This is a genomic window from Ruminiclostridium hungatei (assembly GCF_002051585.1).
Taxonomy (GTDB): domain Bacteria; phylum Bacillota; class Clostridia; order Acetivibrionales; family DSM-1351; genus Ruminiclostridium; species Ruminiclostridium hungatei.
On record NZ_MZGX01000005.1, the window covers coordinates 23,795 to 50,519 of the forward strand.

Sequence of the window (26,725 nt, forward strand, 5' to 3'; positions counted from 1 at the left end):
ATTGTTGGGCAGTAATTTTATGTGGTATACTTGACATATAATTTCAAATCATCGCATGTATGCATTAAGCAAAGCATGGTTTCTATGATAGCTATCCCGTTTCAGGGCATAGAATTTATAAGGAATATGCAAATTAATACAAAAAACTCATTACGATATATAAATGACGGATACTTCGAATATTAGATAATATCAGACGGGGGAGAATTATGTATAAAGCTATTATTGTTGATGATGAAGATTTGGTACGCCAGGGCTTAAAAAAGCACTTTGACTGGAGTGCTCACGATATTGAGATAGTTGCCGATCATTCTGACGGTCAGAAGGCATTTCAGTTTGTGAAGGATAATCACATTGATCTGGTGCTTACTGATGTCCTTATGCCTTACATGGACGGGATAACACTGGCAAAGAATTTACGGGAGCTTTATCCCGATATAAAGATAATATTCATTAGTGGTCATGATGATGTAATCTACCTGAAAAAGGCGCTTAAAGTCGAGGCTGTGGACTATATACTCAAATCCATTGATCTGGACGAGCTTGACGAGACGGTTAGCCGGGTTGTCAATATTATGAATAGCGAGAAGCAGAGTAAAAAGAACCTGGCTGATATGGAAAATCTCTTGAATCAGAGCTTTCCACTTTTGCAGGAGCGTTTTTTTATCACAATGATTCGTGATGATTTCGAAAATCCCGTTATAATGAAGGAACGTATAGCATTTTTGAATATTCCGCTGAATGATGAAATGTACTACTGCGTACTGGTGGTGCAGATACAGCGCGTTTACAGCACTTTTCATGTCTTGTCGGAACGTGAGCGCCAGCTTCTGTCTCTCCGGATACAAAACGAATGTACAGAAGTAGGAAAACAGTATAGTGATACCATTTGCTTTGAAAATAAACAAGGTGAATATGTGATGATTCTATCTCTATCAGAAGATGAATATGAGGAGACTCTCCTGGAAGTTTCTGAAAATCTGAACAAGCGTCTCAAGGGCGGTATGGAGCTGCCGGTATCCATTGGTATCAGTGGCAGGTTTAAGGGGCTTGAAAATATAAAAACCTCCTATGAGAATGCGTCCAATGCCATAAGCAAAAGATACCTGCTGGACGATGCCCTGGCTATTTCCGTTGATAAATATGAAATGGACGAAAGTCTGAAGGAATATAAGGAAAACGCTGAAAAAAGCTTGCAGGAATGCTTGAGCAGCGGAAACACCGAACAGGTATCAAAGGTACTTGAAGAGCTTTTTACTGTAATAAGAGAAAATTTTCAGCATGATGAAGAGCAGAATTTGATGATTTTTTTACTCCTTCTTCCTACGCGAATCGTAACAGATATAAAAATAAATAAAAAAAGTGATTATTCCAACCAGCGCAGGATTTTGGACAGATTCCTGTGCTGCGGGGATTTTGAAGAACAGTGCATCCTGATTCAAAAGCTGTATTTTGAGGTGGCAGCCCTCATGAGCAGCATGAGCAAGACCTATTCCCATACTATCATCAACCAGGTACGGAAAACTATTGAAGAACGCTTTAAGGAACAGATATCAATAAGCACATTGGCAAAGGATGTCTATTTGACACCCACGTATTTGTGCGTGCTGTTTAAACAGGTCACCGGAACTACAATAAATGATTATCTGACCCTGACCCGGCTTGAGAAAGCAAAGAAGCTCCTGTCGGATCCCTACATCAAACTGTACGATGTATGCTATGAGGTGGGCTATTTATCACCCAGCTATTTTTCTCGTCTGTTCAAGAAATATACAGGAATCTCGCCCAGCGAATACAGGAATATTGCCATAGCATCTTCAGAGCAATAGCCTTTGTATAAGAAATGGGTGTATGGAAAGGAAATGTCTATGAAGCGAATTAAGTTACGCGAGAAAATTTCCAGTGGGATTTTATATGGCGGCAATATGCGCTTATCAAAAAGAGCAATAGCTCTTTTTGCTTTTAGTGTGGTTATACCGCTTACGCTCATCGTATATTTTTATTCCGTCCATTCGGCAAATATCATTGAAAATGAGCTCTCAAACAATATGCAATTAGCCATCAGTCAAATAAAAAACAATCTGGATTACCGTTTTGAGCAAATTTCCGAGAATGCCCTTTCTATTCTCAGTACGGCTTATCCTTACGTCAGAAGCGGAAGCACCGATGTTCAAACACAAATGGAAGAATATGATGAACTGAAATCTCTGGTCTCAGCTTATGAAGGAAAACATATGATCAGTAAAATACGTTTGTATGTGCCTGCCGGCAAAATTTATGCAAATCAGCAGGAAACCTTTTATTCCCTCCCGGAGCTTGCGGAGCAAACCAATGAAACTTACAAACGAGGCGTCCTTTGGCTGAAAACCTATGGGGCACGTATTTATGAGGGCAGGGGTTTAACAAATATCATTTCCTGCCGGATGACAATTTCCAGCAAGACCAATTATGATGAAATCGCAAGTGTACTGCAACTGGATATTGAAGAGACAAAGCTCAGCAGGATATTTTCGGCTGGTATCAGCATTGATGAGGAAATTTACCTGGTAGACCCGGACGGCGTTATAATATCTCATCCGGATTCGACCTTGATTGGTAAAAGGGGACTTTCTGATGCTGAACTCAGCACCGTATTGATGAATAAAACGGGACATATGAGCGGAAGTATGAGTCAGAATGCCGATCTTGTGGCATATTCCAAATTGAGTGCGACAGATTGGTACCTTGTCATGAGATTACCCGCATCTGCTGTCTATGGTTCGGATGTTTTTTCTTTTGATGTGATGCGTGCTCTGTTGATTATAGCTGTTGTGGTAGTTTTTGTAATTTCATTGATATTGATATATTCCAGTATTATTGAAAATACCGTAAAACGAATCAATACAGCTATCATGGTGCTGAATAACGACGGCATAGACCAGGTTGACAATATGGCTTCACGGGAGGTTAAAAATAATAGATCACTTGCATTGCTGGAAAACAATGCAAACCACCTGGTTGTTACTATAAAAAGACTGATGGAAGAATCTTATGAAGCCAAATTGAAGGCCCGGGATTATCAGTTAAAAGCTTTACAGGCACAGATAAATCCTCATTTCCTATACAATACTTTAGATTCCATCAAGTGGATGATACTGGAGGATCACAAGAAAGACGGCATATGGATGATCAACGCATTTTCCAAATACTTCCGCCTGAGTTTGAGCAAGGGAAGGGATGTTGTTACTCTTCATGATGAATTGGAGCTGATTGAGGCCTATATTGGGATTATGCAAAAGAGATTCAGTAATATTTCCACCATAGATTTTGATATAGATGATAATCTTATGGAGTGCCTTATTCCAAAATTATCTCTGCAGCCATTAGTTGAAAATGCCCTCAACCATGGGATCCTGCACAAGGAAGACCGGGACGGCCGGCTTGTTATTGCCGCAAAAGAGGAAAATGGCAAATTAGTAATCATCATAAAGGATAATGGTCACGGAATGAGCCGGGAGCAGATAGAAAGGATATTAAGCCAGGAAAACAGCAATACAAAGGGCTATGGGCTTGGAAATGTAGATGAAAGACTCAAGCTGTTCGGAGGGGAGGATTGTGGTCTGGTGATAAGCTCGGAGCTGAATATAGGCACCACTGTCACTCTCTCATTACCCATAAAATATATGCAGCAGGAGTAAACATATTTGAAGCTCGTTCGGGAGTGAGTAGCGTTTTCTGACTGTTACCACATTTTAAATTAGCACTACAGATTAATTTAAAAGTCAATTACTATGGGTTTCAACCGTAATTGGCTTTATGAAGGAAGCACACAGAGACTGTTGGAAAGCCTGTATTTCAGGCCTATTCTGACAGTCTCTAGTTATGTCATTAATCGACCTTTTTAGTGCTATTTCTATAAATTTCAACGCAAATCCGGCAGATTTTTATGCAAATATAACAGTTTTGGATAAGAAATCAGAAGATTGAGTCATTCAACATGGAAGGTTTGTATGCTAATATAAAAACATAGATTGAATACAAACTTATCTTGAAAGCTTTCAAAAGTCTATGTTCTGCACATTTTTTAATGTTCTGTTATGTAAAGCTTCTACTGACTTAATTTTCGTAGGAATAGCGTGAAAGATACATGCGGTAAGTCAAAGTGGATTTCACGCAGCAAAAGCCACTACGCGTCTTTCATTACTATTTGTTACGCGCTATGCGCGTAGATGGGAGATAATATGAAAATGTTTGCTTTAAAATCAAAAGCAGAAAACGAAATACAAATGCATTCTCAATTGGGAGCATATATGAGAGAGCATTACCTCATGTATATAATGCTGATTCCCGGACTGTTCTTTCTGATAGTCTATAAGTTTTTACCGCTGTATGGCATTACAATTGCGTTTAAGGATTACAGTATTTTTGCAGGCAATAATCCGCTGGATGCAATAGCAAAAAGCGAATGGGTGGGCTTGCAGCATTTTGAGCGCTTATTTGCAAGCTCGTCGTTTATCAAAGTCCTTTTAAATACTTTGATTATTAATGCATATAAGATTTTGTTCCTATTCCCGATTCCCATAATATGTGCGATTTTATTGAACGAAATCCGCAATAAGGTTTACCGTAAGCTGGCACAGACTGCAATATATGTTCCGTATTTCTTTTCCTGGGTCGTCACGTTTGGTATTTTCTATTCCTTGATGGGTACTTATGGAATCGTAAACACAGGCTTATCTGCCCTGGGTTTTGAAAGAATCAGCTTTTTTTCTGACACTAACGTATTCCGTGGACTGCTGGTCTTCACGGAGGGCTGGAAAGAAGTCGGCTGGAATACTGTCATTTATTTGGCGGCTATCACAGGCATTGACATTTCCCTTTATGAAGCTGCCCGGGTAGATGGTGCTTCCAAACTGCGTCAAATCTGGCATATAACCTTGACAGGAATGTCTTCAACCATCGTCCTGATGCTGATTTTAAAGGTAGGATATATCCTGGATACAGGCTTTGAACAGATTCTTGTATTCTACAATGCGACAGTTTACGATGTGGCGGATGTAATACAGACCTATGTTTACCGTATGGGGTTGGGTCAGTCGGATTTTGCACTGGGTACCGCACTTGGCTTATTTAATTCAGTTGTGGCATTTATCTTGATTGTAGGTGCAAATACTGTTTGCAAGAAGCTGCTTCACAGGAGTATCTGGTAATTGAAATGAAAGTAAATCTTGTAAGAGGTGAAAACTATGTTTATGAAGAAAAATGAAACGGGCATTCCGCTGGAAGCAAGCGAGAAGGTTATGATAGTAATTTCCTACATCATTATGAGTATACTTGCACTGTGTGCGATACTCCCCATTCTGCATGTGCTGTCCAAGTCCTTCAGCAGTGCGTCTGCGGTTACATCGGGTTCTGTGCTGTTCTGGCCGGTGGATATACAGTTTGAAACAATGAAATATGTTCTCAGGGAGACTACATTTTTACATGCACTGAAAAATACTTTAATTGTTACCTTTTTCGGTACAATCATCAGTATGGTGGTAACAATCACAACTGCGTATCCATTATCCAAGCCCTCCTTTAAAGGGCGCAAGGTCTTTATTATGCTATACATTATCAGCATGGTGTTCTTCGGGGGAATAGTTCCCGCATACATGGTGGTTCGTACGCTTGGGATCATGGATACCTTTGCTGCTCTGATACTTCCGTTTTTTATAGTCCACTTTAATATGTTCATCGTTAAAAATTATTTTGAGGGCTTGCCGGAAAGTATTGAGGAATCGGCAAAAATTGACGGTGCCAGTGATATAAGAATACTGGTATCCATTGTATGTCCCATGTCAACACCCGTATTGGCCACGGTGGCTATGCTGTACGCTGTAAACTACTGGAACAATTACTTCCATGCTGTTATGTATACCAATAGCACTGCAATGCAGACCTTGCAGCTATTTACCTATAATACTATCAGCAATACACAGACAATTGTCGAGCGACTTGTGGCAGGCAATTACGCAAATGTTTCCATTGATGGAATTATCGCAGCAGTAGTTGTTCTTTCCCTGATTCCTATTGTTGCATTATACCCGTTAGTTCAGAGGTACATGGTTCAGGGTATTACAATCGGCTCGGTCAAGGGTTGATAAATTTATTTCATTCCACATTGTAATTTATCGGGAAACCGGTAAAAATAAAAAAAAAGAGGATGGGAAAATATGAAGAAGATTTTTGTATTGTTTCTTGCAATTCTGATGATTGTTTCCAGTTTGGCAGGTTGTGGACAGAGCGGTACTTCGAATCCAAGCGACACTTCAACTGCATCTGGAAGCACCAAAGCTCTTGATGGTCAAAAGCCGGAGCTTAAGTATCTCGGCTATAATGTCAGCTTTGATCCCAACACTGACCCCTTGGCAGCAGTCTATCAGGAGAAAACCGGTTACAAAGTAAATTACAACGTACTTCCCGCTGAAAATGCAGATGAAAAGCTCCTTATGGAAGTTGCATCCGGTGCAGATTACGATGTTGTCCAGGTTGGTGTTTCCCAGTTCCAGACACTGCTCTCCCAAGGTGCATTGATGCCTTTGACCGATTTACTTAACCAGTATGGCCAGGACGTCCTCAAAGGTGTGACTCCGGATTCCTGGAAGGCTTGTTCCGGTTCGGACGGCAAAATCTATGGCATTCCTTACAAATATCCATACCCAACTGAAGTAGTAACCTTCATGGTAGCAAGAATGGACTTGATGAAGGCAGCCGGCATTAATGAGATACCAACTACAATAGACGAATTCTACAATACCCTTGTTACTCTTAAAAAGTTCTACGGAGATAAATATATCATATTCACCGGCCCTTTCCGTGCTGCTTCGGAAGCTTCGGTCAACTGGGATATACCACAGAACATAACTTCTGCCTTTGGCATATATAATGACTGGATGGTTGATGAAAACGGTAAAGTCTACTACATGACCGAGCATGAGAATTTCCCTAAAATGATTGAATTTATGCAGAAGCTTTCAAATGAGGGACTTATAGATCGTGATTGGGCAGTTAACAACACAACCACGGTAAATGAGAAGCTATCCGCAGGCAAAGCAATCATTGCAGCATCAAACCGTGTTGGTGTTGCCGTTACCACACCGATTATGACAGGTAAGGATGGTCTGGGCCTCAAGAATGAAGATATTGGCTACATTGGTGCACTGGCAGGCTCTGACGGCTCTTGCAAGTATATGAAGACTGAGGCCATTAATCAGGTGACCTGTATACTGAAGAGCTCCAAGAATGCTGAGCATGCCGTTAACTGGATTAACATAAAGCAGCAGAATCAGCTTTACCTCAATATCGGTGTTGAGGGTACACACTTTACTTATGATACTGATGGTTCCATCAAACCGATTAACCCCATATTTGCAGAAGAACGCGGCAATTCGTACTGGTATCTTAACAGTACTGACGAAGCAGAATTTGCAAAACAGTGGCCTTCACGTGTAAGAAAGAGTGATGCTATGTGGGCTGCCTTCGATGCAGTCACCAACAAAACCAACAAAGAAAACCCGGGAATTTTTGTAGACAATACTTTCGCATTTATGCCTTCGTTGGAGAATTACTCCAAGTACAATCAGTCTTTGTTCAAGTCAACCAGCGACTTCATACTCCAGCTTATTGGCGGCACCAAGAAAATTGACAGCCTCAAGACCTTCCAGTCAGACTGGGCAAATGGCGGAGGCGAGAAGATAAGGACAGAAATGAAAACCTGGTATGACGAGTTCTACGGTAAATAAAATTATTGAAGCATTTTTTGTAGCAGTCCCATTGGGGCTGCTACAAAACTAATAACGAAATATATCATAAGGAGAAGGACATGAGCAAAGTAAATTATAAAAAAGAACTTCCTGTTTATCGTGACATAGATATTCTTGTTGTCGGTGCAGGCCCTGCCGGTATCGGTGCGGCTGTATGTGCTGCAAGAAATAGCGCAAAAACTATGGTAATCGATGATTCCGGCTGCGTTGGCGGACAGGCCACCAACGGTCTTGTAGGTCCTTTTATGACTGTATATGATGCAAAGAGTGAAAAGCAGATAATAAAAGGTATCTTTCAGGAAATAGTAGACCGCATGGTTGAAATGGGTGGTGCCATTCAGCCCAGTGAAGTAAGATCCGAAACCTCCCGTGCAGGCTTCTATAAAATTGGTCATGACCATGTAGGCCCCTTTGATCATGAGGCTTTAAAAATGGTTGCTTCAGACATGATTCTGGAGGCTGGTGCAGAGCTCCTCCTGCATACCCGGTTTATAGATGTCTTAAAGGAAGAGGACAGGATTGTGGGAGTGGTGATTGCCAACAAGTCGGGAATGTCGGTTATACGAGCAAAAATCATAATAGATTGTTCAGGTGATGCGGATGTGGCAGCCAGGTCCGGTGTCAGATATGAGCTGGGTAACATCAATGATGGCAACATGCAGCCGGCGACTATGTTTTTCAGGGTTTGCAATGTTGATTCGGAACGGCTGAAGGCGCATATCAAGGAGCATGAGGCTGAAATCCGACCTTTCTATGGTCCGTTCAGTTGGTTGATCAGGGATAAACAGGAGGAGTGGGGAAATGTACCTCGTGCAGAGGTGTGCCTTTTTGAGAGTCCTGAGCCCGGTGAATATCGTTTAAATGTAACCCGTATCCTGGATATTGACGGAACCAATGCGGAGGATTTGACCAAGGCCGAATTAATCGGCATGAAGCAGGTTCATAAAGTGTTCGATTTCATGAAGAAATACGCTGTTGGCTTTGAGAATGCAAAGTTTATGGGTACGGCTGCCAGGGTAGGAATCCGTGAAACCCGTCATATTGAAGGGTTATACAAGCTGACTTCAGACGATGTCATAAATTGCCGCGTGCCTGAAAACTCTATTGCTGTTCTGGCAACAAATATGGATACCCACAATAAGAACGACCCGGGCGGAACATATTATACCCTGGAAAAAGGTCCTTACTTTGGCGTACCATACACCTGCCTTGTACCAAAGGCTGTGAGCAATCTACTTGTAGCGGGACGTTCTATCTCAGCAGATGCCATAGCAGGTTCAGCCACCCGTATGATACCTTGCTGTATTGTATTCGGTCAGGCGGCCGGAACAGCCGCCGCATTAGCTGTCAAGGAAGGTAAGCTCCCTGCTGCCGTGGATGTAAAAAAGCTCCGCGTAACCTTGAAAGAGCAAGGCGCATTTTTAGGAGATTAATTAGCATAGCGTATACAGCATCAGTGCAGCTTCACAAAATTAAATCTGCATTGATGCCTGCAAACATAGGAGGATACAGGCATGAGTTTTGAAGCGGTAGCATATCAGAAAGCTTTACAGGTAGAGGCACAATACGATGTGGTTGTCATAGGCTCCGGGCCTGCCGGTATTTGTGCGGCTGTTTCGGCAGCACGGATGGGAGCTGAAACTGCAATAATTGAGCGCTACGGCACCCTTGGCGGCAACTTGACGAATGGTGCAGTTGCACCAATCCTGGGAAGCGTTTCAAGAGGAACCTTGCGGGATGAGCTTATTGTACGGCTGGGCGTTCCGGACAGTGACGAAACGGGTGTCACTCAGCAAACACACGACTTTGAAAAAGCAAAGCGCGTGCTTATGGATTTTGCACATGAAGCAGGTGTTAAGATATACCTGCAAACCCCTGTCGTCGATACAATAACAGAGGGGAAAAGCCTTACAGGTATTGTCATCTCTCAAAAGACAGGTATGAAGGTAATCCGGGCAAAAGCCTTTATTGATGCTTCTGGTGACGGCGATGCCGCATATTTTGCAGGTGCCGAATTTGAAATGGGGCGTGAAGGGGATTCCCTGTTGCAGCCTGTTACTTTGATGTTCCGTTTACAGGGTGTTGAAGAGGATGCACTGACTTGTATAGGTGAACTTGACCACGTTACTTACAAGGGTGAAAGATTTCTTGACTACACCACCAGACTTTGCAGGGAAGGCCATCTGCCCCCTAATGCGGCATCGGTACGTTCCTTTCGCACTGCTGTTCCCGGTGAACGCGTCATCAACACAACGCAGTCAAACGGTATTTCTGCACTGTCAAGTGATGATTTGGAAAAAGCGGAGATAGACTTGCGTACACAAATTGATGAAGTAACTGATTTTTTGCGGAAGTATGTTGATGGTTATCAGAATTGTATTGTAAAAAGTACGGCAAATACCCTTGGAGTTCGTGAAACCCGCCGTTTTATAGGACAATATATGCTTGAAGACTCAGATCTTCGCACAGGACGCAGGTTTGAAGATGTTGTTGTTCACAAGGCAAGCTTTATAGTGGATATTCACAACCCCGCAGGCAGTGCACAGGCAGAGGGAGTGCCGGAGGAGGTAATACCTTATGATATCCCCTTGGGCAGCCTGATTCCCAAAAGCCTGGATGGTCTGGTGCTCGCCGGCAGATGTATTTCAGGTACGCACCGTGCACATGCGTCGTACAGAGTCATGTCAATCTGTATGGCCATTGGTGAGGCGGCCGGTATAACTGCTGCACTTGCGGCACAGAAGGAAACAGTACCCCGTGAGGTGGATTTCCATGAAGTACAGAAGGTTTTAATTGAACGGGGAGTGGAGCTTTTTGATTGATTTAAATACCCCCTCTGATGGGCGGGGGAACCTGGCAGGTGCATGCACGGTAAAGGCCATGCAGGTTAAATAGGAGGCAACTATGTATATTAATGAAAGAGACAATAAAGTGCCGGTCATAGCCGGCTACGATGTAATCGTATGTGGAGGCGGACCTTCGGGTATTATTGCAGCGGTTGCTGCAGCCAGGAACGGTGCAAGGACACTGTTGATTGAACGCTATGGCTTTGTAGGAGGGATGGCCTCAAGTGCCCTGGTAACTCCTATCAGTATATTCAGGAAAAAGAAAAAGCTTATTATTGATGGAATCCCTTTCGAGCTTATGAAGCGGGCCAATGCTTTGAATGGGGCTGACATTTCACTTGACAGCGGAAATGTTCCCGTTGACGATGAGGTATTCAAACTGGCAGCTCAGCAATTACTCCTTGAAAGCGGTGTTACGCTGCTGTATCATACTTATTTTTCAGATTGCGTTATGAGTGATGGAAAGGTCAGCCATGTAATCGTACAGAACAAAGCAGGGAGGGTCGCATATGAATGCAAGGCTGCCATTGACTGTACAGGTGATGCTGATCTGGTCCGGGCAGCGGGCTTTAAAACTACCAAGGAAACCAAGCTGCAGCCAGCGTCTCTGTGGTTTCAGCTTGGCGGTGTGGATACTGATGCCCTCAAGGATTTATTCGCTGATGCCGTAGATGAAAAAATGCCAATCAGTGCTGAAATACGAGGAAGATTAAGCGAGCTTAACCAAAAAGGCGAGATGCCGATATTTGGCGGACCCTGGATAAGCAGGCATTTTCGAGATGGCATAGTTACCATAAATTTGTTGCGTGAAAGCGCTGATGCAAGCTCTCCGGAGCAATTTACAAAGGCTGAATGCACTTTGCGTGAAAATCTGTTCAAGGTAATAAACATTATGCGGGAGAATTTTCCAGCCTTCAGGAATTGCTGGCTTTTAAAATCGGGAACACAGGCCGGAGTACGCGAAACATACCGTATCATCGGAATGTATGAGATGAAAGCAGACGATATACTCCGTCCAAAGCCATTCAAGGACACTATTGCCAAGGGAACTCACGTAATAGATATTCACAAGCCCGACAGCATCGAACAGGACTGCATCAGTTTAAAGCAAGAATACAATATACCTTACGGCATACTTGTCCCTGTAAACAGTGAGAACCTGATTACTGCCGGACGCTGTGTATGTTCAGATAACTCTGCCTTCGGTTCGCTTCGAGTTATGGCTACCTGTATGGCAATGGGACAGGCGGCAGGCACGGCCGCAGCCATTTATTTGCAGAATAATTGTTCTATGTGCGCAATGGACACTGACCTTCTGGTCAAAAGGTTAATCCAGCAGGGCGCCATTGTTTAAATCAACCCGTTATGCCGGTTAATTTAACAGATAAGTATGCGGGACACGAGAGGACGGCTTTAAAGAAATGTGCAGTAGGATTTAACAATTTAGTAAACGTCTTTAAACTTGAAGCGAAGGGGGATGCACTATGAAAAATGTACCAAAAACAATGAAAGCTTTAGTAGCCTACGGGAAAGGGGATTACCGTTTTGAAGCGAATTATCCTGCACCGGAATGCGGACCTGAGGATATCATCATAAAAACAGAAGGCTGCGGTGTATGCGCGGGAGATTTGAAGTGCCAGCATGGAGCATCCATGTTTTGGGGTGATGATAACCAACCGGCATGGGTAGAACCACCATTTATTCCGGGACATGAATTTTTAGGACATATCGTTGAAGTAGGCGGAAATGTAAAGGATTTTCATATAGGAGAAAGAATCATAGCAGATCAGATTGTTCCATGCGGAGAGTGTAAATTCTGCAAGACGGGCAGATATTGGATGTGCCAGCCCCATGCGATTTTTGGCTTCCAAAAAGGTAACAACGGCGGTATGGCTGAATATGTAAGATTCCCTAAAACGGCTGTGATTTCCAGAGTTCCGGAAGAAATGCCTCTGGAAGCTGCGCTGTTGATTGAACCTTATGGCTGCTCCAAACATGCGGTAGACAGAGCACAAATCCGTAATGACGATGCGGTGGTTATTTCCGGTGCAGGAACCCTTGGGCTCGGTATGATCACATATGCAAGAATGCAGAATCCTAAAAAACTGATAGTACTCGATATGGTTGATGCACGATTGGAAAAAGCAAAAGAATTTGGTGCGGATATAGTTTGGAATCCCTCAAAGGTTAATGTGGCGGATGAGATTATGAAGCTGACCGAGGGTTATGGCTGTGATATCTATATCGAAGCCACAGGACATCCGTCCAGTGTTGTCCAAGGGCTCAGCATGATAAGGAAATTAGGACGTTTTGTGGAATTCAGCGTATTTGGGGAACCAACCACCGTAGACTGGTCAATTATTGGTGACAGAAAGGAGCTGGATATACTTGGCTCCCACTTAAGCCCATACTGCTACCCATTTGTAATTGAAAATATACAGAATGGCAATTTGAAAACCAATGGTCTGGTTTCAAAAACTTTTAAGATTGAAGAATGGGAAAGGGCCTTTGAATACGCTTCTGGAAAACATGGTGATTTAAAAGTCGCTATTACCTTTGAATAAAAAATAATCCAGCTATTTCAAGTAGCACTGCAATCCTTTAAAATCCAGTTTTGCTGCTTTTTCAAAACAACTTTAAAACAGATAAAGGGAGAATTGGTATGAACTATCTATTAGGTACAGACATCGGGACGTCCGGAACCAAAACAATTATGACGGATACTGCCGGCAATCTCATATCCCAGGATTTACAGGAATATGATGTTCTGACACCCAAGCCCTTATGGGCAGAGCAATGGCCTGACGTATGGATAGAGGCTGCAAAAAAATCCATCATAAACGCAGTTAAAAAGTCAGGAGTGAACAAGGATGATGTTAAAGGCATCTGTATCAGTGGTTTATATGGGGGCTCGGGAATACCGCTGGATGAGAGCATGAAGCCCGTTAGACCGTGTTTGATCTGGATGGACCGAAGGGCATCAGAAGAAACAAAATGGGTTCTGGATAATATCGGAGAAAAAAAGCTGAAGCGCATTACCCATAATGGAGCAGACCCTTATTATGGCTTTACCAAAATTTTATGGATCAAAAACAATGAGCCTGAAAGCTGGGCAAAGATTAAGTTATTCCTGCCTCCAAAGGATTATGCAATATATAAGCTGACAGGCAAGGTGGCTATTGATTATTCTTCAGCCGGGAATATTGGTGGTATTTTTGATATGAATACTCATACCTGGTCAAAGGAGTTAATGGAAGAGGTGGGAATACCATATTCCATGATGCCTCAAAACATTGTTGAATCAACAGATATTGTGGGAGGCCTGACTAAGCCGGCCGCAGAGGAATTGGGGCTTAATGAAGGCTTGCCGGTGTGTGCGGGAGGTATTGACTGCGGAGCAGCCAATATAGGTTTAGGTGTTTTTGAACCGGGAGTATATGCCGCTGCCATAGGAACCTCCATGTGTGCTGCGTTAATTTCAGACAGGCCCGTTAAAAGTGTGGGGCTGATAGTTTGGCCTTATTTATATAATGCTAAAAAGCTGTCTTATTATTTTAGCGGCGCAGCAACAGCCGGAGCAATTATTAAATGGTTCCGCAATACATTTGCTGAGTTGGAACTTGCGGCAGAGCTATCAGGTGGCCACAATGCATATAAAATACTGGATGAGAAAGCAGAAAATCTGCCGGCGGGAAGCGAAGGACTGGTGGTATTGCCATATTTTATGGGGGAAAGGAGTCCTGTATGGGATTCTGATGCAAAAGGAACAATTGTAGGCCTTTCCCTCACTCATACAAAAGCACATATTTATAGAGCCTTTTTGGAGGCTGTTGCATATTCCCTGAGACATGCCATGGAATGTACCGGAGAAAAGCTGGGGGAATATATTCTGCTGGCAGGTGGAGTAGCAAAATCAGGATTATGGAAACAAATATTTGCAGATGTAACCGGTTATCCTGTGGTATGTCCTATTCATGATGTAGAGGCCAATATGGGAGATGTCATGCTGGCAGGAATAGGAACCGGACTGCTGACCCATGAGGATGTTAAGAGGTGGCAGGTATTAGACAAAGAAATCATGCCAAACCCTGAGAATAAAAAGAAGTATGATCAGTACTATACCCTGTATCGCTCTATTTATGAGAATTTAAAGCAGGACATGAAATCCCTTTCAGGCATGGTATGATAAAGAAAGTGGAAAATAAGAAGCGATGGCGGTAAAGGGGGGTATCATGCCAGTAATAAAATATTCAAAGAACTTAACGGCCATAAAACATTATGATGTAATTGTGGCCGGCGGCGGGCCAGCCGGTATATGTGCGGCAGTTGCCGCTGCTCGTGAGGGTGTATCGGTTGCATTGGTTGAAAGAAATGGTGTATTGGGCGGAAATATGACGGCGGGACATGCGGGACCCATTCTGGGCGAGGTTGCTCCCGGTGGTATGCGTGATGAACTGATGGGGCTTCTGGGAGTCCCCCATAACCATATGCCTGGCGTGGTTGGACTGGCTCATGATGCCGAAAGAGCAAGGCATGCGCTGACAAACTTCGTAAATGACGCAGGTGTTGAAGTTTATCTTCAATCGCCTGTATCGGATGTAATTATGGAGGACAACAGAGTACGGGGAGTTGTTATCACCGGCAAACGGGGCATGTATGCACTTGCTGCGGAAGTGACGGTTGATGCCACGGGAGATGGGGATGTGGCATTTTTCTCCGGGGCACAATCGGTTTGCTTGCATCGTACGGTAACTCCAAGAGAAAGACGTGTTAATACTACACAGGAAAGCAGGATGGCAGAAACGCTTGGAGTATGTGAAACACGCAGATTTATTGGAGAATATGTGCTTAAAGATGAGGATTTGGCTGCAGGTAAAAAGTTTGATGATGCAATTGTGCATAATGCCAATTTTATCGCAGACATTCACAATCCTGAGGGCGAAGGCCAGGCAGAAGGAGTGCCGGAAGAGGTAAAACCTTACGACATACCTTATAGATGCTTTATACCTCTTAAAACAGAAAATTTAATACTGGCAGGAAGATGCATATCCGGAACGCACAGAGCCCATGCCTCCTACAGGGTTATGACAATATGCATGGCAATGGGGCAGGGAACCGGTATAGCAGCAGCGTTGGCAGCAAAAAGCAATATTGCTCCAAGAGACTTATCCCCGGCATTGGTTCGTGACAGGCTTATTGATCTTGGGGTTAAGCTGGAGGCTTGAGAATAAAAAGGAGAAAGGTGATTTTATTATGAAAGCGTTTTTTATTGAAAAACCCCGAGAGGGTATAGTAAGAGATACAGAAATACCTGTTCCGGCTGAGGATGAGATACTTCTTGAGGTAAAGGCCGCGGGTGTTTGCGGTACAGACGTGCACATATACAAGGGTGAATATTTCGGAAGCTATCCCAGAATTCCAGGTCATGAATTTTCCGGTGTCGTAGCGGGTATTGGGGAAAAGGTCACAAAGTTCAAGGTTGGACAGCAGGTTGCTGCAGACCCGAACATATTCTGTGAAGCATGTGATTCTTGTAAGGAAAATCGTCAGAATTTTTGCCTGGACATGGATGTTGTCGGTGTCAAAAGACATGGCGCCTTTGCCCAGTATTTAACTGTACCGGAGCGCTGTGTATTTGATGTTTCGGGGCTGACCTTCACTGAGGCCTCCATGGTGGAACCTTTATCCTGTGTGGTTTATGGACAGGAAAAGGCAGGTATACCCTTAGGAGCTTCTGTGCTTATATTCGGTGCAGGACCCATAGGCCTTATGCATGTACAACTGGCAGGAATAAATGGAGCTGCAAGCGTTACTGTCGTGGACCTTTTTGAGGATAAGCTCGCCCTGGCAAAAAAACTCGGGGCAGACCATACCTACACACCGGCAGAATTTGAAAAGCTTGGACTGGTTAATTCCTTTGAGGTTGTTATTGATTGTACCGGTGTACCGAGAGTCATAGAGGGTGAAATAAAATATGTAAAGGACTCGGGTACGATACTCTTCTTTGGTGTATGCCCTGACAACAGTTCAATAACAATAAATCCATATGAAGTGTTTAAGCGTGAACTGAAGCTTTGTGGAAGCTTTGCACTTAAAAAAACCTTTGGAAAAGCAGTTGCACTTGCAAAAAGCGGTAAGATCAATTTGATAGACCTTGTTGATAAGAAGCTGTTATTGGAGGAGGCACCTGAACTTTTTGAGGACATAGTATCCGGCAACTCAGGCCTTAAAACGGTCTTCTACCCCAATGGAATTGAAGGGTATTAGTTTAACTAAAAAATATTAATTATTGAAGGGTCGGGTGAAGCATGATTGACGTTGTAGCTCTTGGCGAGCTTCTTATAGATTTTACACAGATTCGTTCCAACGATGCTTTGGTCAAGCGCTTTGAACAGAATCCCGGAGGGGCTCCGGCCAATGTGTTAGCCGTGTTGTCTAAATTTGGAATAAAGTGTGCTTTTATTGGCAAGGTGGGAAACGATGTGTTTGGAGAATTTTTAAGGAAACAGCTTTCAGACCTTTCAATTGATTGCCGAAATCTTGTTTCAGATCCAAAGCATAATACCACCCTGGCATTTGTTACCCTGGATGACAAGGGGGACAGAAGCTTTAGTTTCTATAGAAATCATGGTGCTGATACGTGTCTTTTTGAAAAGGAAATTGATTTGGAACTTATCAAGGCTTGCAGGATATTTCATTTCGGAACATTATCAATGACCCATGAGCCTTCACTTTCCGCAACAATAAAAGCTGTTGAATATGCTAAGGCATGTGGGAAAATAATATCCTTTGACCCAAATTACAGGGCACCTCTATGGGGGGATGCGGACAGTGCAATAACAGCAATGAAATCCGGGCTAAGGTATGCTGACATTGCCAAGCTTTCTCTGGAGGAAGCACAAATGGTTACAGGCAAAACACGGCCTGAGGATTGTTTGAAGGAACTCCTTAAGTATGAGCTGAGCTTTGCAGCCATAACAATGGGGCCTCAAGGCTGTGCATACGCTACGGATAAGTATATGGGTGCTTTTCCGGAGTATCCGGCTGCTGTTGTGGACACAACAGGTGCAGGAGATAATTTTTGGGGAACCCTTATATTCGGATTTTTAAGCAATGGTGCAAATTTTGACAGGATTTCAGAAGAAAGGCTTTCTGAAATTGTGCTGACGGCAAATATTGCTGCTGCAATGAGTACTGAGAAAAAAGGTGCAATACCTTCAATCCCTGATTTTGCTAAAGTCAGGGCGGCTTTTGAAGAAATCAACGGCAAGTAGGCAATGACCCTGCTCAGGCTGCTGCAAGATGAATTTATTGATTTAAGCTTTTGCAGAATTAAAATATAAAATAAAGACTGTAATTTGATGTCAGATACTATGAGGACAGCCGTAACTTTTAAATAAAGTTGGCTGTCCTTATAAATTTGAAGTTTAGACATTTATTGGAAACTGAAAAAATGTCTATAAGATATATTGAATTGATGATAAGATATTATTATATATGCCAAAGGTGTGATGAAATTGGTGTTAATCAGAAGTCACATCATTTTTTATTATGACTAAAGATACAGTTTACAGAAAATAAAAAACTAAAGAGCCGAGGAAGGTAAATATGGACAAATTATACAGTATCGGTAAGGTTACTGATTTAAAAGATCTCATGGAACAAAGCTGCAGCTTATACAGGAACAAAGCAGCATTTTTAATTAAAGGAAAAAATGATGATTATGATTCAATAAGCTACGGACAATTTGGTGAAGATATTGAAGCCTTTGGTACTGCATTGCTGAAACTCGGTCTTAACGGTTGTTCAATTGCTGTTTTGGGAGAAAACCGGTATGAGTGGTGTCTCTCATATCTATCAGTGGTTAATGGTGTAGGAACAGTTGTACCTTTAGATAAAGAACTGCCTCAAGAAGAGATTAAAAATCTTCTCCAAAGATCAGAAGCTGCTGCCATAATTTTTTCAAGTAAGCATCGGGATCAGGTGAAAATGCTAAAGAGCGGTATTCCTGCTGTAAAGTATTATATAGATATGGATTCGGAAATTAATGAGGATGGTATTCTTTCATTTCAGCAAATATTACAAACGGGAAAACAACTTGTGAAAGCCGGTGACAACAGCTTTGCTTCTGCGGAAGTTGATCCGGACGCCGGAAGGATATTGATTTTTACTTCAGGAACTACAGATATAGCAAAAGGGGTTATGCTTTCTCATGGGAATATATGCTCGAATATAATGGCGGTATGCTCTACAGTTTACGTTGACAGCCAGGACAGTTCATTATCCATATTGCCGTTGCATCACACATATGAATGTACACTGGGCTTTCTGGCTTTTATATACAGCGGAGCGGCCATTTCCTTTAATGACAGCTTAAGGAACCTAACAAAAAACTTAAAGAATGTTAAACCTACCATAATGATTACTGTACCCTTGCTGCTTGAAAATATATATAAAAAGGTACAGAGCAAACTTAAAAAGAGAAGAGCGGGTAAACTTAAGTTTTATCTTGCTGTATATCTTACCAATTTTTTAGCGCAATTGTTTGGCATAGACCTGCGCAGGAAAGTATTCAAGGAAATACATGAAGGGTTCGGAGGAGAGATGAGGCTCATTATTGTTGGTGCAGCCTCTGTGGATCCAAAAGTATCAAAATTCTTCAGAAAAATTGGAATTCATGTCCTGCAGGGCTATGGATTAACAGAATGTTCTCCATTAGTAACCGGTAATAGAGATAACAGCTTTATGGATAAATCCTGCGGAAGACCGATACCTGGGGTTGAAATCAAAATTTTGAACCCTGATAAAAAAGGAGTGGGAGAAATCCTGGTTAAAGGCAAAAATGTAATGCTGGGCTACTTCAAAAATGAAAAAGCAACACAAAAAAGCTTGAACAATGGTTGGTTTTATACAGGGGACCTGGGATACACGGATAGAAAAGGCTTTTTGTATATAACAGGCAGGCTTAAAAATGTCATTGTTACTAAAAACGGAAAAAAGATTTTCCCTGAAGAGGTTGAAAGCTATATTAATTCCAACCCTTTGGTTCAGGATTCCTTTGTCTGGGGTAAATATGAAGAAAGCTCCGGGGATACAGTTGTTTGTGCTCAAATTCTTCCTAACATAGAAGCTATTGTTCAAAAATTTAATGAAATAAGCATATCAAAAGATGAATTAACGAAGATTTTAAAGGACATTGTAATAACAGCAAATAGGAAAATGCCGTTATATAAGCATATAAAGGAATTCTCCGTAAGGGAAAGTGAGTTTATAAGAACAACTACTCATAAGATAAAGAGATATGTAGAAGAAGCACAAGGAAATCTTACTCAATAAAAGCTTATGGATGGCTGCAATCAATCAAATTTTTTCGGGCATATATAAAGCTGGAGAAATCAAAGAATGCATTATTGAGATATATCGCTTGGGGGATATTAAGTATATTACAGAAGACTAAGGTTGCTCGGCAGTATAGGAGATTGGCAGCACCACTCCCTGGCAAGAATGTATAAAGTTTCTTTTCCACGGGAAGGAGAGACCATACAATGAAGGAGAAAGTTCTGGTAATAGAGGATGAAAAAAATATAGCGGACGCAATTACATACGCCCTGAGAAGGGAAGGCTATATTGCCGAGGCTGTTTATCGCGGGGATGGCGCCATGCAAAAGCTGGCGGAATTTCTTCCCGATGCCGTTATTTTGGATGTCATGCTTCCTGGTCTGGACGGCTATGAAATTCTTAAGAAGCTTCAGGATAAAGGGCGGATAGGAGTTATCATGGTGACGGCAAAGGAGGATATTGTCAATAAGATACTGGGACTTGAGCTGGGGGCGGATGACTATATAACCAAGCCTTTTGATATGCGGGAATTGCTTGCCCGTTTGAAATCCCTGCTCCGCAGGCTGCAGAAGGAGGAAGGAAATAAGGAGTCCGCAGAGGTTATTCTGGGAGGAATTGCACTTCATACAGGCAAAAGGACAGCTTTTGCCGGAGACAGGCCTCTGGAGCTGACACCAAAGGAATATGACCTGCTGGCTCTGTTATTGTCGCATCCTGAACGGGTGTATACAAGGGAGCAGCTTCTGGATCTCATATGGGGGATGAACTATATCGGAGGTACGCGCACTGTGGATATCCATGTACAGCGGGTGAGGAAGAAGCTTGGCGGGGAATTTGACGATGTGATACAGACTGTTTACGGCATTGGCTATAAAGCACTGGGAGGCGGAAGTGAAAATTAGCATAAAAATAAAATTCAGCCTTTTCCTGGCTGTCTTGCTGCTTCTGTTCGTTTTCTTTTTAAGCCTGCTGGTATTACAGGGAATAAAAAGCAACCAGCAAAAGCAGTACGAACAGTATTTAGCCCGGCAGGCAAAGACTGCAAATACGTATTTTATTCAGAGTATCCTGTCAGAAGAAAACAAGATGCCCCAGACCTTTCTGGAGGAAAAGGGCCGGAGGTTTGCGGAGCAATTGGAATTAGTCAGCGGACTGCCTCTGGTTTTATACGACAGGCAGGGAGAGCTGGTCAGTAAAAAGGTGACTGATACTGAGTCGGACAACATAAAGGAAACCTTGGCCTACGCGCTGAACAATAAAACAGCATATCTGACGGAGGGAGATTCTCTGTACTACCTGTCCCCCCTGCTGATAGGAAATGAACAGGTGGGCGTCGTACAATTTTATTATTCCCTGTTGGAGCATCAGGCCTTTTATAACCATATCCGGCAGTTGTTGATCTATATAGGGGCGGGTTTGTTTATTCTGAGCTTCTTTCTGGGCAATTTATACTTTAATTCCTTTGCCGCCGGAATAATAAAACTGGATAGGATGGTGGACAGGATACGTGAAGGTCATTATGAAACTACCGTCTTAAAACGGAGGGATGAAATCGGTAAATTAAGTCAGGGAATTCATGCAATGAGCGGGCAGATAATGAGAACCATACAGGGGATGGAAGCCGAACAGGATAAACTGGAGCTTGCCGTGGACAAATTATCCCGGCTTGATAAACAGCAGAAACAGTTCATTGGCAACGTAACCCACGAATTTAAAACGCCATTGACCTCAATAAAAGCATATATAGACTTGCTGGAAATGTATCCGGACGATGAAAAGCTTCTGCAAACCTCTATTGTCAGTATTAAAAGCGAAACAGAGCGCTTATATGAAATGGTGGACAAGGTCTTGCAGCTAGCTGCCCTGGAAAAGTATGATTTTGAACTGAAGTTTGAAAAACTGGCGGTCAGGCAGGTATTGGAATCTGTGCTGAACAGCTTGAAGGGCAGGATGGACAAGTTTGGCATAAGCCTTGCCGCCGAACTGGAGGAAGCCCATATGGAAGGTGACAGGGACAGTTTGACAATAGTACTGATAAACCTGCTGGATAACGCCATTAAATACAATAAACCCAAGGGAACAATTTTTGTTAAATCCTATATATCATCGCATAAGGCGCATATTGAAATATCCGACACGGGTATTGGTATTCCAAAGGAAGTGATTCATAAGGTGTTTGAGCCCTTTTACACGGTGGATAAAAACAGGGCCAGAGAGAACGGCGGAGCCGGATTAGGGTTGTCAATCGCCAGAAAGCATGCAGAACTGATGGGTGGCACCGTCAGCTTGCTGAGTACCGGAGCGGAAGGCACCAGCTTCAGAATCACCTTTCCGGCCATACCGAATTAAATGTTTACATTTTAGATACAATTGTTTACCGTATAGCTATAATTGTATATCGTGCGGAAACAAACTCTTGATAAGATTTATGTCAAGGAGGTGGTGCTAAATGAAGAAGACACAAATAACAAAAGTAATATGTGCGCTGACTTTATTAATAACTATTACCGGCTGCAGTGCGGCAGGTGAAAAAGACAAGGAAACCATTAAGAAACCCGGAGGCTCCATAACTATTATTGACAACAAGGGTAATGAGGCAGGAAAGCCTGATGTCTCCATAGTCAGTATTGATAACTATGAGAAGCTGGAAATCTCCGATTGGCTGGATTCGGAAACAGTGATTGTTTCAAAGGAAAATGAGTCCTTGGGAAAAATGAGCCTGAAGGAATTGGCGGATACTTACCCAAGAAGCCTGTATCTGTATAATCTTAATACCAGGGAATACAAGCTGTTAAAAGCAGAGCAAAAACTTAATCTGGGCGGGGCAAAACTGTCACCTGACGGGAAAAACCTGTTATACTACGGTAACAGCCTGGGAGATCCATCTTACTATGTACTCAATCTTGAGAACCTGAAAAGCTTTGGTATTTCAGGTGAGCCTATTGGAAATGCCGGAAGTGCAAAGTGGGCGGATAAGGCTGCCGTGGTGGGAGCGGGCTATATGCAGGGTGCCTATATTGCCGGTATTGACGGAAGGATTACAGCTATAAAGGAACTGGAGGAAAAAAATATATTTATAGTTGAGAAGCTGAAAAACACCGTATATTACAATACCACCGAGGACGGCACCCTCATGGCTTTAAACCTGTCAACAAAGGAAACGGTAAAGCTTGGTCTGACAAATGTGCTGGGAGTATATCCCGCTCCTGATGAAAATCAGCTGCTGGTTTTGCAGCAAAACGGCTCGCAGCAGCTTCTCATACTCTGCGACAGTGCTGGGAGCAGTGTTAAAACCATAGCCGGGGGTGTGGAGCTTGGCGGAGTAGCATGGTCTCCTGACCAGCGGATGCTTGCCTATAGCATGAAGGAGGACGGAAACAGCACTTCGGTTGCCGATTTGTACGTCTATGACGTTTTAACCGGAAAGTCTACCAGAATAGCGGTGGATATTGAGAATGCAGCTACCTGCTGGAGTCCTTCAGGAAAAGACCTTGCCTATGCCCGGTGGGATGGAAAACAGTACAACAGCAGTATTGTTCATTTGGAGTATTCCTTGCAAAAATAGCTCAGCAATAAGGAGTAAACCAGGGTTTGATATCCGATTCAGCAAACACCTTTGACTTCCATGCATAAGACTATAAAAGTTGTGCATGGAAGTCTTTTATATTTAAAAAAGTTGAGTACTGCGTACGTTGAGAAGTGTTAAGCAGCATAAATCTAGTTGAAACATTATTTTATGAAGATATGGAGGAAAATGGGAATTTTTATCGAATAATATATCATATTTAAAGAAAAGTCAATAATGTTTTCCCATTATTAATATTAATCTGCCTATATTAAATTTTCCATTATGTTTACACTGGGTGGGGCATCGGACTTTAGGTAGGACTAATAATGCGTATTTCAAACAAGGTGTAATTATGGCAATAATTGGAGTTGGCTAACGAGCAGAGAGGTAGATATTTATGATAACCAATATAGATAAAGAAAAAGATTTCTTCATAAGTTACACTGGCAAAGATGAAAAATGAGCTGTGTGGATAGCAGAAACCCTGGAAAATAATGACTATTCAACCATTATCCAGGCATGGGATTTTAAAGTTGGTGGAAGCTTTGTAAATGATATGAATGAAGCAATAAAGATATGCAAAAAAGTGATATTGGTGTTGTCAGAAAAATACTTGAAATCTGATTATTGTATAGCAGAGTGGCAGAACTTTTTTGTCGATGACCCAATTGGCAAAAATACTCTGATTATTCCAATTCGGATAGATGATGTTAAACCGGAAGGCTTATTAAAGGCTAGAACATATATTGATTTATGTGGTATTACAGAGGCTGCCGAGGCTGCAAAAATACTGCTTGAAAAAGTTGTTAATGGCTCCGCTAAAAGAAAATCCAGGGGCTTTCCCGGTGCTGTGATTAGCTTTCCCGGTGGGCTTCCGTTTAATAATTTGCCCAATCGTAACATATATTTTACCGGGCGTGAAAAGCTGTTAAAATCAATAGAATCTGCTTTTAAGCAAAAAAAAGGCGCTTTTCTTACTCAAGCCATATCAGGCCTGGGCGGAATTGGGAAAACACAGATAGCCATTGAGTACGCATACAGATATGCAGGACAATATAATTGCATATGGTTTATCAATGCTGAGAGCAAGGAAACACTGTTTAGTGATCTGTTGAAATTCGCAGAGAATAGATGCGGTGCTGATTTGGAAGAAGCTACTCCGGATAGTGTCATAGAAGCAGTATGGACCTGGACAGATGGTAATAGTGGTTGGCTGTTCATATTTGACAATGCCGAAGATTATTCTATGATAGTAAAATATTTACCGAAAAATAATGCCGGGCAGGGGAATGTATTAATCACATCAAGAAATGAATTCTGGGATAAAACTGGAAGTAGAGCTTTTAAAGTAGATATATACAGCGAAGAAGAAGCCGTACAGTTTCTTCATAATCGCACCGGGATAGAAAATGACGATGAAAAGGCTAAAGCCATGAATAAGATATTAGGTGGATTGCCTCTTGCGCTGGAGCATGCAGCTGCATACATAGCTGAAAACGAAATTACTTTTGCCAAATACATTGAGATGTTCAATAAATACAAAATCAGGCTCTTAGAGCAAGGCTTGACAAAAGATGAGGCAAGTATAACCAGTACATGGCAGGCGTCCATAGATAAAATCGGCATTGAAGCTGCTCGTCAGCTGCTGTACATTTGCTCATACTATGCACCCGAAAAAATCCATCTGGACACATTAATTTTGGGTGACGAATATCTTATGCAGCCACTTAAGAATGTTGTTGCTGATGAACTGGAACTAAATGGCATTATTCATGAATTGAGGCTCTACTCTTTGATTAGCATATCGGATAGGAATCTGAATATACTCAGGCTTTTACAAGAATCAGTCAGGCATAATGCAAAGCATTGCACAGAATATATTGAATGTTGCTTTAATCATATCAATAAGTTGATGAAAGGCAATAATTATGGGGATAAAGAAGGTCGTGATGCCGCAAGGCTGCTGCTGCCTCATGCATTGTCTGTTTTTAATAACGTTGAAGGCTTGGATTTGCAACTAGATGATATTCATACCCTCTGTTATAATATAGCATACAGTTTTAGTGAGTTTGCTATGTATACAGAATCTGTACAGTTTTACAATAAGGCTTTGTCAATCCGTGAAAAGGTGTTGGGAGCAGAGCATCCATATACAGCCACCGCTTACAACAACATAGCAAGGGTGTATTATAGCCAGGGAGATTACCCCAAGGCATTGGAGTTGTACAAAAAGGCTTTGGCAATCCGTGAAAAGGTGCTGGGAGCAGAGCATCCAGATACAGCCACCACCTACAACAACATAGCAGTGGTGTATTATAGCCAGGGAGATTACCCCAAGGCATCGGAGTGGTACAATAAGGCTTTGGCAATCCGTGAAGAGGTGCTGGGAGCAGAGCATCTAGATACAGCCGCCACCTACAACAACATAGCAGGGGTGTATTACAGGCATGGAGATTACCCCAAGGCATTGGAGTGGTACAAAAAGGCTTTATCAATCCGTGAAAAGGTGCTGGGAGCAGAGCATCTAGATACAGCCGCCATCTACAACAACATAGCAGTGGTGTATGATAGCCAGGGAGATTACCCCAAGGCATTGGAGTGGTACAATAAGGCTTTGGCAATCAGTGAAAAAGTGCTGGGAGCAGAGCATCCAGCTACAGCCGACATCTACAACAACATAGCAGTGGTGTATTACAGGCAGGGAGATTACCCCAAGGCATTGGAGTGGTACAAAAAGGCTTTGGCAATCCGTGAAAAGGTGCTGGGAGCAGAGCATCCAGATACAGCCGCCACCTACAACAACATAGCAGTGGTGTATTACAGCCAGGGAGATTACCCCAAGGCATTGGAGTGGGACAAAAAGGCTTTGGCAATCCGTGAAAAGGTGCTGGGAGCAGAGCATCCCGATACAGCCACAACCTACAACAACATAGCAGGGGTGTATTCACGCCAGGGGGATTACCCCAAGGCATTGGAGTGGTACAATAAGGCTTTGACTATATATGAGTGGAAACTTGGTTCTGAGCATCCAAATACCCAAATGGTTAAAAAAAATATACAGACGTTGGGACAGTAAACTGGTCTATATTTTTAGTGCTTCGCGATCACTATGGGAAAAAGATAAACCATATGGTCAGATATAGCAGTAGATGCTAAGCATTCATAAAAAATATTTTTTGAATATTTCC

At 42.5% G+C, this 26,725-nt stretch carries 18 protein-coding genes; all 18 read left to right on the forward strand.

From position 1 onward, the window contains the following. Window positions 1–209 precede the first annotated feature (209 nt). The gene (locus CLHUN_RS04835; RefSeq protein WP_080063442.1) at window positions 210–1,829 is read left to right on the forward strand and encodes a response regulator; all 1,620 of its coding nucleotides are present in this window, start codon (window positions 210–212) and stop codon (window positions 1,827–1,829) included. A gap of 39 nt (window positions 1,830–1,868) precedes the next feature. Next, entirely contained in the window at window positions 1,869–3,677 is a 1,809-nt protein-coding gene (locus CLHUN_RS04840) for a cache domain-containing sensor histidine kinase (protein ID WP_080063443.1), read from the forward strand. Window positions 3,678–4,220: 543 nt separating this feature from the next. Continuing rightward, complete coding sequence (locus CLHUN_RS04845; protein ID WP_080063444.1) at window positions 4,221–5,189, forward strand: ABC transporter permease; 969 nt, start codon at window positions 4,221–4,223, stop codon at window positions 5,187–5,189. Between the two features lie 36 nt (window positions 5,190–5,225). Further along, window positions 5,226–6,122, forward strand: a complete 897-nt coding sequence (locus CLHUN_RS04850; protein WP_080063445.1) for a carbohydrate ABC transporter permease — start codon at window positions 5,226–5,228, stop codon at window positions 6,120–6,122. Between the two features lie 72 nt (window positions 6,123–6,194). Next, complete coding sequence (locus CLHUN_RS04855; RefSeq protein ID WP_080063446.1) at window positions 6,195–7,763, forward strand: extracellular solute-binding protein; 1,569 nt, start codon at window positions 6,195–6,197, stop codon at window positions 7,761–7,763. 80 nt (window positions 7,764–7,843) lie between these two features. Continuing rightward, window positions 7,844–9,217 (forward strand): FAD-dependent oxidoreductase, encoded by a 1,374-nt coding sequence (locus CLHUN_RS04860; RefSeq protein WP_080063447.1) that lies wholly within the window; start codon window positions 7,844–7,846, stop codon window positions 9,215–9,217. Window positions 9,218–9,298: 81 nt separating this feature from the next. Continuing rightward, entirely contained in the window at window positions 9,299–10,606 is a 1,308-nt protein-coding gene (locus tag CLHUN_RS04865) for an FAD-dependent oxidoreductase (protein WP_080063448.1), read from the forward strand. A gap of 82 nt (window positions 10,607–10,688) precedes the next feature. Continuing rightward, window positions 10,689–11,984, forward strand: coding sequence for an FAD-dependent oxidoreductase (locus tag CLHUN_RS04870; RefSeq protein ID WP_080063449.1), 1,296 nt, complete (start codon window positions 10,689–10,691; stop codon window positions 11,982–11,984). Between the two features lie 130 nt (window positions 11,985–12,114). Continuing rightward, window positions 12,115–13,194, forward strand: coding sequence for an alcohol dehydrogenase catalytic domain-containing protein (locus CLHUN_RS04875; RefSeq protein ID WP_080063450.1), 1,080 nt, complete (start codon window positions 12,115–12,117; stop codon window positions 13,192–13,194). A gap of 98 nt (window positions 13,195–13,292) precedes the next feature. Further along, complete coding sequence (locus tag CLHUN_RS04880; RefSeq protein ID WP_080063451.1) at window positions 13,293–14,816, forward strand: FGGY-family carbohydrate kinase; 1,524 nt, start codon at window positions 13,293–13,295, stop codon at window positions 14,814–14,816. A gap of 46 nt (window positions 14,817–14,862) precedes the next feature. Then, a complete protein-coding gene (locus CLHUN_RS04885; RefSeq protein WP_080063452.1) occupies window positions 14,863–15,855 on the forward strand; it encodes an FAD-dependent oxidoreductase in 993 nt (330 codons plus the stop codon). Between the two features lie 28 nt (window positions 15,856–15,883). Next, on the forward strand, window positions 15,884–16,897 hold the full coding sequence (locus tag CLHUN_RS04890; protein WP_080063453.1) for a zinc-dependent alcohol dehydrogenase family protein: 1,014 nt from the start codon (window positions 15,884–15,886) through the stop codon (window positions 16,895–16,897). 41 nt (window positions 16,898–16,938) lie between these two features. Next, on the forward strand, window positions 16,939–17,904 hold the full coding sequence (locus tag CLHUN_RS04895; RefSeq protein WP_080063454.1) for a carbohydrate kinase family protein: 966 nt from the start codon (window positions 16,939–16,941) through the stop codon (window positions 17,902–17,904). Between the two features lie 334 nt (window positions 17,905–18,238). Further along, window positions 18,239–19,966, forward strand: a complete 1,728-nt coding sequence (locus tag CLHUN_RS04900; RefSeq protein ID WP_080063455.1) for an AMP-dependent synthetase/ligase — start codon at window positions 18,239–18,241, stop codon at window positions 19,964–19,966. Between the two features lie 209 nt (window positions 19,967–20,175). Next, entirely contained in the window at window positions 20,176–20,871 is a 696-nt protein-coding gene (locus tag CLHUN_RS04905) for a response regulator transcription factor (protein WP_080063456.1), read from the forward strand. Further along, window positions 20,861–22,318 (forward strand): sensor histidine kinase, encoded by a 1,458-nt coding sequence (locus tag CLHUN_RS04910; protein WP_080063457.1) that lies wholly within the window; start codon window positions 20,861–20,863, stop codon window positions 22,316–22,318. The genes CLHUN_RS04905 and CLHUN_RS04910 overlap by 11 nt, the downstream gene beginning before the upstream one ends. A 100-nt stretch (window positions 22,319–22,418) precedes the next feature. Next, window positions 22,419–23,534, forward strand: a complete 1,116-nt coding sequence (locus tag CLHUN_RS04915) for a TolB family protein (protein WP_080063458.1) — start codon at window positions 22,419–22,421, stop codon at window positions 23,532–23,534. A gap of 469 nt (window positions 23,535–24,003) precedes the next feature. Then, window positions 24,004–26,613: a tetratricopeptide repeat protein gene (locus CLHUN_RS04920; RefSeq protein WP_080063459.1), complete on the forward strand. Its 2,610-nt coding sequence runs from the start codon at window positions 24,004–24,006 to the stop codon at window positions 26,611–26,613. Window positions 26,614–26,725: the final 112 nt, after the last annotated feature.

Excerpts from the sequence above, each read along its gene's own strand:
- CLHUN_RS04840 (WP_080063443.1), top strand. The coding sequence starts at position 1,869 with ATGAAGCGAATTAAGTTACGCGAGAAAATTTCCAGTGGGATTTTATAT.
- CLHUN_RS04905 (WP_080063456.1), top strand. The coding sequence starts at position 20,176 with ATGAAGGAGAAAGTTCTGGTAATAGAGGATGAAAAAAATATAGCGGAC.
- CLHUN_RS04890 (WP_080063453.1), top strand. The coding sequence starts at position 15,884 with ATGAAAGCGTTTTTTATTGAAAAACCCCGAGAGGGTATAGTAAGAGAT.
- CLHUN_RS04845 (WP_080063444.1), top strand. The coding sequence starts at position 4,221 with ATGAAAATGTTTGCTTTAAAATCAAAAGCAGAAAACGAAATACAAATG.
- CLHUN_RS04855 (WP_080063446.1), top strand. The coding sequence starts at position 6,195 with ATGAAGAAGATTTTTGTATTGTTTCTTGCAATTCTGATGATTGTTTCC.
- CLHUN_RS04865 (WP_080063448.1), top strand. The coding sequence starts at position 9,299 with ATGAGTTTTGAAGCGGTAGCATATCAGAAAGCTTTACAGGTAGAGGCA.
- CLHUN_RS04885 (WP_080063452.1), top strand. The coding sequence starts at position 14,863 with ATGCCAGTAATAAAATATTCAAAGAACTTAACGGCCATAAAACATTAT.
- CLHUN_RS04900 (WP_080063455.1), top strand. The coding sequence starts at position 18,239 with ATGGACAAATTATACAGTATCGGTAAGGTTACTGATTTAAAAGATCTC.
- CLHUN_RS04895 (WP_080063454.1), top strand. The coding sequence starts at position 16,939 with ATGATTGACGTTGTAGCTCTTGGCGAGCTTCTTATAGATTTTACACAG.
- CLHUN_RS04850 (WP_080063445.1), top strand. The coding sequence starts at position 5,226 with ATGTTTATGAAGAAAAATGAAACGGGCATTCCGCTGGAAGCAAGCGAG.
- CLHUN_RS04860 (WP_080063447.1), top strand. The coding sequence starts at position 7,844 with ATGAGCAAAGTAAATTATAAAAAAGAACTTCCTGTTTATCGTGACATA.
- CLHUN_RS04880 (WP_080063451.1), top strand. The coding sequence starts at position 13,293 with ATGAACTATCTATTAGGTACAGACATCGGGACGTCCGGAACCAAAACA.
- CLHUN_RS04875 (WP_080063450.1), top strand. The coding sequence starts at position 12,115 with ATGAAAAATGTACCAAAAACAATGAAAGCTTTAGTAGCCTACGGGAAA.
- CLHUN_RS04835 (WP_080063442.1), top strand. The coding sequence starts at position 210 with ATGTATAAAGCTATTATTGTTGATGATGAAGATTTGGTACGCCAGGGC.
- CLHUN_RS04915 (WP_080063458.1), top strand. The coding sequence starts at position 22,419 with ATGAAGAAGACACAAATAACAAAAGTAATATGTGCGCTGACTTTATTA.
- CLHUN_RS04870 (WP_080063449.1), top strand. The coding sequence starts at position 10,689 with ATGTATATTAATGAAAGAGACAATAAAGTGCCGGTCATAGCCGGCTAC.